We start from the raw sequence: 6,814 nt of genomic DNA, 5'->3' as shown, positions 1-6,814 counted from the left end.
GGCTATCAGGGTGACCGTGGTCCGCGCCGTGAAGGTGGGGGCTATCAGGGTGACCGTGGTCCGCGCCGTGAAGGTGGGGGCTATCAGGGTGACCGTGGTCCGCGCCGTGAAGGTGGGGGCTATCAGGGTGACCGCGGTCCGCGCCGTGAAGGTGGGGGCTATCAGGGTGACCGCGGCCCCCGTCGTGAAGGTGGCGGTTTCCGGGATGACCGTGGTCCGCGCCGTGAAGGCGGCTTCGGGGGCGACCGGGGACCGCGCCGTGAAGGCGGTTTCCGCGATGACCGTGGGCCCCGTCGTGAAGGGGGCTACGACAGGCCGCGCCGCGAAGGTGGTTACGGCGGTCATCGTGAGGGCGGGTACCAGGGTTCCCGGCCGTTCTCACGTGAAGGTCGTGAGGAGCGTCCCGACTCCGGCACCCGCGCGCGTTACGGCAGGCCCGACCGCGACGAGGCCGAGGCCCCGCAGAGGGAGAGGCTGCCCGAAGTGGCGCCCGACATCACGGCGGAGGAGCTGGACAAGGAGGTCCTGGAGGAGCTGCGCTCGCTCCCGGGTGACCTCGCCGACCTGGTCGGCCGGCATCTCGTCGCCGCTGAGCGGGCGCTGGAGGACGACGACCCCGAGCAGGCGCACGAGCACACGAAGGTGGCGCGCAGGTTCGCGGCGCGCATCGGTGTCGTACGCGAGGCCGCGGGCATCGTCGCCTACCGCGCCGGCCACTACTCCGAGGCGCTGAGCGATCTGCGGGCGGCCAGGAGGATGACGGGCTCCGACTCGTATCTGCCCGTCATGGCGGACTGCGAGCGCGGTCTGGGCCGGCCGGAGCGGGCCATCGATCTCGTACGTTCGCCGGAGGCCGAACGGCTCGACCGCGACGGCCGCATCGAGATGACCATCGTCGAGTCCGGCGCCCGTCGTGACCTCGGTCAGTTCGACGCCGCGGTGATCACGCTGCAGCGCCTGCCTGAGCTGCGTGACCCGCAGCCCAAGCCCTGGTCGGCGCGGCTGGCGTTCGCGTACGCGGACGCGCTGGCCGACGCCGGGCACCAGGAGGCGGCCGCCGACTGGTTCGAGCGGGCGATGACGTTCGACGAGGACGGCGAGACTGACGCGGCCGAGCGGTACGCCGAGCTGACCGGATCCGTCATCGAGGACATCGAGGAAGACCTCGACGACGAGGACGAATCGGTCGGTGTGGCGGAGTCCGGGGAGGTTGCCGAGGCTGACGAGGAGCTCCTCGACGAGGCCGGCGAGCTTCTGGACGAGGACTCGGCCGACGACGTCGACGAGGAGCCGGTCGCTACCGGCGAACCGTCGTCTGAGACCGGCTCCGCCGACGTCCTGGAGGACGAATCCGAGGAGGACCTCTCTGAGGAGGACCTCTCCGACGACGACTCCGACCAGGACCTCTCCGACGACGACTCCGACGACGACTCCGACGAGGACGGCTTCGACGAGGACGACTCCGACCAGGACCTCTCCGACGAGGACGACTCCGAGGTGGCTGAGGACACCGTTGGTGGCGCCGAGGACGCGGGTAAGCCGGCGGAGCAGGCGGGGACGCCGGGCATCACGCCGGCGTTCATCGAGCCGAACTTCGGTGACGTACTGGACGTGCCCGACGAAACGGCCCAGAAGCGGCCGAAGAGCGAGGACTGACGTACCGACTAGCCCGCCGTGCCTTCGTGGTACGGCGGGTTAGTCGCGTCCGGGGCTGATGAGGTCAGGGCGAGACGCGGTCGAGCCAGTGGAGGATGCCCGCGACGTTGGAGGGCGCCCCGCTCAGCAGCTCGAACTGCTCGGCCGTGCCCTCGTCGGTCGTCAGCGCGGCGTAACGCTCCTTGGTGCGGTCTCTGACCATGGCGACGGCGTGGTCGAGGTCCATGCCCTCGGATTTGGCCTGCCGTGTGAGGTCCACCCAGACGCGGAGCTCTTCCGCGGATCGTTCAAGGGTCTCTTGAACGGCGCCGACCGGCCCATAATGGCTGAACAGCAAGCGCTGCGGCTGCAGCGCCTTGAACAGTGCGATCGAACCGAGTGCGATGTCGAGGTCGAAGTCCGGCGGAGGGGTCGCGGGGCGCAGGTCGCCCGTTTCGGGCAGGTAGACGCCGGCCGCGTCGCCGACGTACAGGTCGCCGGTGGCGGAGTCGATCAGGCCGACGTGGTGTTTGGCGTGGCCCGGGGAGTAGTGGCTGCTCAGGGTGCGGCCGTTGCCGAGGTCGATGGCGCCGGTGTCGCCGAGGGCGACGATGCGTTCGGCTTCGGTGGGGGACAGTTCGCCGAAGAGCGTGTCGAGTCGGTCGCCCCACACCATGCGTGCGCTGGCCATCAGTCGAGACGGCTCGGCGAGGTGGCGGGCGCCCTTCTCGTGGACGACGATCTGGGCCGACGGGAAGAACCTGGCGATGTCCCCCACCCCGCCGGCGTGGTCGAGATGGATGTGCGTCACCACGACCGTGGCCAGGTCGTCCGGGCCGACGCCGAGGGAGGCGATCGCGTCGCGGACGACGGGGGCCGAGGTCGAGGTGCCCGTCTCCACCAGGCAAGGCCGGTCGCCGAGAATCAGGTAACCCGCTGTGATGCCGGTGTATCCCGCCATCTTGGTGTCGATTTCGTAGACGTCGCCGCCCAGCGCGGTGATGTTCTCCACAGGCACTCCCGAACGTCCAGCCGTTATCCCCAGAACGGTGTTCGGCCGATCCGGGCTTGTCCTCATCGTAGAGAGTGATCTCCACCAGAGCACCGATAGGAGGACGACCGTGGACAGAAACGAGGTCTTGCTGGTGGGGAGGCTGTCGGCGGCGGTCGAGGAGCACCCGTTGCCGAGCGGCGACACCGTGACGAAGTGGCGCATCATCGTGCGCCGTCGGCGTCATCGGCGCGGGGCGGCGCTGACCGACAGCATTCCGTGCGTCACGTTCAGCCCGGAGGTCGCGGCAGTGGTGCGCGACCTCAAGCCGCGCGACTACGTCGAGGTGACCGGAGCGTTCCGCTGCCGCGTCTTCGGCCCGTCGGCCGCCAAGATCTGGCGGTACGAGGTGGAGGTCAGCGCCGTGCGGCCTTACGAGGCGGAAACGGCTGAGCCCGACGATCCCACGGACAAGCCGGGCGGAGGTGAAGTGGCTGCCGTCCTGATACCCCGGCAGGTGGCGTACCTGGCGGCTACCGCCTGAGACTTCACCGGGTTCGCGCTCGTCTCGCGTGCCCGTGCGGGCCGGTCACGCCGTACGGGCACATGTGACACGACCCGGGGGCCATCTCCTGCCGGGCGATGAAGCGGTGACCGCACGTGTGTCACCCAGTCTGTTCGGGGGCCGTCACGTTGGTCACTGCGCTGGCCGTAGCGGCACCGCACCGGCTGTCGGCCTCGGCTCGGCGCCAGCGCTTCGACCATGCTTTTCACCGATCCCTTCAGCTGACGGTTCTGATTCACTGCGCGGCCACTGCCCAGGTGTCACACGGCTGCCCGCGGCCATGACGTCCTTCGATCTTGAATTGCACGCCTGCCGCAGCTTCGCGCGATGGCCGTCCTCATCTCACCTGAGCGCGGGTGCATGTCTTGACTGCAGCGCTCCTGATGTGTGGTGCTGCACGCCGCCTGCCGACATGCCAGTTTGCGACCAGCTGAACTCGTACGTCACTTCTGGGGGTGTGATCACCATGTATCCCATGTTCTGGTACGCCCCAGGGGCCTGTACGCAGCGGCTGATTGACCACAGATAAAGCGAGCCTGGCAGCAACCTTCCCGCAGGGGCGGGAGCTGCTGACGTACGCGTGGTCCGATGCGTGTCCTGTCGGTGCGGGGCCGATAGGCGGCTGTTGTCGGGCCGACAGGTACGGCGCCTGCCGACAGGTACGGCGCCTGTCAAAGAGTCAGCCTGTGGCCGGGATCTCGTGCGTCGCTTCCGTGGACGTGATCACCTTGCCGGGTGCAAGGCTGTCACGCATCCCGGAGGCCTGTACGCATCCGAGGGCTCACCACAGATGAGGCAGGCTTGCCTTCTCCTCAGCGGGAGAGCTGGTGGCGTGCTCGTGATTGGTGCGCGCCATGGGCGCCGGACGATGGGCGGCAGTTGTCGGTGGACGGGTAGGGCGTCTGTCAATACGACTGGTCGCCGGTCGGGCTCGTACGTCGCTTCTGTCGATGCGATCAACATGCAACGCCTACGACTCTGACACCCCAGGGCATGCACGCGGCTGCGGCTTGCCACAGGCCAAGCCGGCCCGTCGGCAACTTGCCCTGCCGGCTGCGGGAGGTGGTGGTGTACTCGGGTTGACGCATGGCACGTCGGCATCGACGTCGATGGTCGGGCGGTCGACGTTCGGCAGGTGCGGCGCCTGTCAATGCGCTTGGCTGCGGCCAGTAGGGGCTCGTGCGCGCTTATGGGTGTGTGATCACCATGTGAACGCACGTTTCTGTTGGATCCCAGTGGCCAGTATGCACCGGTTCACGCCAGGTTGAGCCCGGCTTGTCAGGCGCTTTCCTCGGCAGCGGGAGCCTGCTCGTGGTTGATGCGTGGTACGTCGATGTTGATGGGCGGGGGTGTTGTGGGTCGGCAGGTGCGGCGCCTGTCAATGCGCTTGGCTGCGGCCAGTAGGGGCTCGTGCGCGCTTGTGGGTGTGTGATCACCAGGTGAACGCACGTTTCTGTTGGATCCCAGTGGCGCAAGTATGCACCGGTTCACGCCAGGTTGAGCCCGGCTTGTCAGGCGCTTTCCTCGGCAGCGGGAGCCTGCTCGTGGTTGATGTGTGATACGTCGACGTTGATGGGCGGGGGTGTTGTGGGTCGGCAGGTTCGGCGCCTGCCGTCGGGTTGTGAGGAGCGGCGGCAGGGGCCGTGATGGTCCGGCCGCCGGCCGTCCGTCTCTGGGTCGCCTCATGTGTGCGGGGAGCGGTCGCACGGGCCAGGCCGTCTCCGCGCAATGCACGCTTCCGTCAGTCGAGTCGGCGCGACCCCTCTCCACCCGGGAGGCCGGACGCTGCTCTGACGCACGGCGCCAAGTAGCCGCAGCTTCGTGCTACGGCAAGCCAGACGGGTGCCGTCGCAGCCCCCGGTGTGTCAGGCACGGTCTTCGTCATGCCTGACACAGCTGTTCTGCTGTGGGGCCGTGGCGGTGGTCAGTCGATGGCGAAGGTGCGGAGGACGAGGCCGGTTCGTGGTTTGGGGCCGAAGGAGGTGGACTTGCGGGGGACTCGTTCGCCACCGGCTGCGACCGCCAGGACGTCCTCGACCGCGAGCGGTTTGAGGATGACAGCGGTGCCTCCCGTGTGGCGGGCCAGGCGCACTGCCGCTTCGGTGTCGTGGTGCACGATGCGTACGGCGTGCTCGTCGTCGCGCATGCCCCAGACCACGGGGAGCACGAATTCGCTGAGGATGGAGGTGTTGAGCGAGTTCCAGCGGTCGGAATGGTCGGCCGGCATGGCGCGGGCGAGCTGCACGGGGTCGGGGTCCGTGAGCAGGTGCGCACCGTCCGCTCCGGCGAGCAGGAACGCGGGCTCCTGGGCTCTTTCCAGGGCGGTCAGGCCCAAGGCGAGCTCCGAGTAGTCCTGGACGCGCCAGGCTCCCTTGGCTCTGGCGACCGCCTCTTCGAGGGGGAGGCCCGGGATGACCCGATGGATCGCCTTGAGGTCGGGCGGGTACGCGGCGGAGTCCACGAGCAAGGCCAGCCCGAAGTCCCAGGGGCCCAGCGGGACGTCGCCTGAGGGCGTAAGGCGTTCGGCAGGCGGTCGTGAGGCGTGGCGGGTGACGCGTTCCTGACGCTGGAGGACGCGGTACGTCGCGTATCTGTGGTGGCCGTCGGCGATCAGGGCCTGGCGGTCGTGGAGATCGGCGTTGATCGCGGCGATCTCGGCCGGGTCGGTGATCGCCCAGAGACGGTGGGTGAGGCCGTCTTCGGTGTGGGCCGAGACGAGAGGGGTGCGCGTCGACGCCACCTCGTCGACCAGCCGGGTGGCGGTGCCGTCGCCGCCCTCGTAGAGGAGGAAGATGGGTTCGAGGTTGGCCTGGGTGGTGCTCATGAGGGCGAGCCGGTCCGCGATGGGGCCGGGAACGACGTCCTCGTGGGGCAGGACGATGTGCTCGCCCGGGTCCACGAGGCCGACGTCGCCGATCAGGCCGCGTTGCAGGACGCCGGGGCCGCTCTGCTCGTACACGTAGAGTGCAGGCTCGGGGTCGGGCGCGAGGACGCCGGAGCCCAGCCACGCCCTCAGGGTGTCGCGTGCCTCGGTGTAGCGGCTCTGCAGCGGCACCTCGCCGGTCGACGACGACGGGGCAGGGCGGAACGCCGTTGTCGCGCTGGGAGCGGGTCGGGATGCGGGCGTTGCGTCAGGGGCTGGGTGGGATGACCCGTGTGTGCCCTGTGTGGCGACCGTGTCTCCGTCTTGTCCGGCTTCCGGGTGTTCGTCCCGTGCGGCTTCCCCCCTCGCGTCCCGTGCGGGTTCCGCAGGTGCGTCCTGTGCGGCTTCCCCCTGCGCGTGCCGTTTCGGGTGCGCATCTGGGGGTGTCGGACGCGCTGGGTCGTCGGAGGTCTCTTGGGGGGAGCGGGGAAGGATGAGCCGGACGACATTGTTCGGGTGGGAGTCGAGGAGGACCTCTACGTCGGCGTCCGAAATCAGGTCGTACGGCGGGGAGGTCACCTTGGCGGGATCTTCGACAGCGAAACGCACGCCTCGGAAGGGCCGTAGCACCAGTCCATCCGGCACCGGCAGTTCAGGAGTCCCCATACCGGGCATGCTCCCATAAGTGCTTGTGTCTTCCGGAAGTCGCCCCGTGGTTGTGGTCGCAGTCGTGCCGTCCCGGCAGTCAGGGCGGGGCGGG

General features: G+C 68.9%; 5 protein-coding genes and 1 pseudogene. 2 read left to right on the top strand and 4 right to left on the bottom strand.

Annotated features, from left to right (window positions below):
* On the bottom strand, nt 1–345 hold a 345-nt coding region (locus tag ACIBP6_RS12445), incomplete at its 3' end, for a hypothetical protein (protein WP_397051464.1).
* A 138-nt stretch (nt 346–483) separates the two neighbouring features.
* Between ACIBP6_RS12445 and ACIBP6_RS12440 the strand changes: the two genes are divergently transcribed.
* The gene (locus ACIBP6_RS12440) at nt 484–1,656 is read left to right on the top strand and encodes a tetratricopeptide repeat protein (protein WP_397051462.1); all 1,173 of its coding nucleotides are present in this window, start codon (nt 484–486) and stop codon (nt 1,654–1,656) included.
* 64 nt (nt 1,657–1,720) lie between these two features.
* Here ACIBP6_RS12440 and ACIBP6_RS12435 read toward each other — a convergent pair whose 3' ends face one another.
* Nucleotides 1,721–2,647, bottom strand: coding sequence for an MBL fold metallo-hydrolase (locus ACIBP6_RS12435; RefSeq protein ID WP_397051460.1), 927 nt, complete (start codon nt 2,645–2,647; stop codon nt 1,721–1,723).
* 109 nt (nt 2,648–2,756) lie between these two features.
* On the opposite strand from ACIBP6_RS12435, the gene ACIBP6_RS12430 reads away from it, so the two are divergent.
* On the top strand, nt 2,757–3,170 hold the full coding sequence (locus tag ACIBP6_RS12430) for a single-stranded DNA-binding protein (protein WP_397051458.1): 414 nt from the start codon (nt 2,757–2,759) through the stop codon (nt 3,168–3,170).
* Nucleotides 3,171–5,115: 1,945 nt separating this feature from the next.
* Here ACIBP6_RS12430 and ACIBP6_RS12425 read toward each other — a convergent pair.
* Both ACIBP6_RS12425 and ACIBP6_RS12420 read right to left on the bottom strand, forming a co-directional pair.
* Nucleotides 5,116–6,246, bottom strand: coding sequence for a DUF1015 family protein (locus ACIBP6_RS12425; protein ID WP_397051527.1), 1,131 nt, complete (start codon nt 6,244–6,246; stop codon nt 5,116–5,118).
* 276 nt (nt 6,247–6,522) lie between these two features.
* Nucleotides 6,523–6,720 (bottom strand): annotated as a pseudogene (locus ACIBP6_RS12420) (DUF1015 family protein); the annotation flags it as partial.
* Nucleotides 6,721–6,814 lie beyond the last annotated feature (94 nt).

It is taken from the genome of Nonomuraea terrae (assembly GCF_044465245.1).
Lineage (GTDB): Bacteria > Actinomycetota > Actinomycetes > Streptosporangiales > Streptosporangiaceae > Nonomuraea > Nonomuraea terrae.
This window is presented reverse-complemented; position numbering and strand designations above follow the sequence as displayed.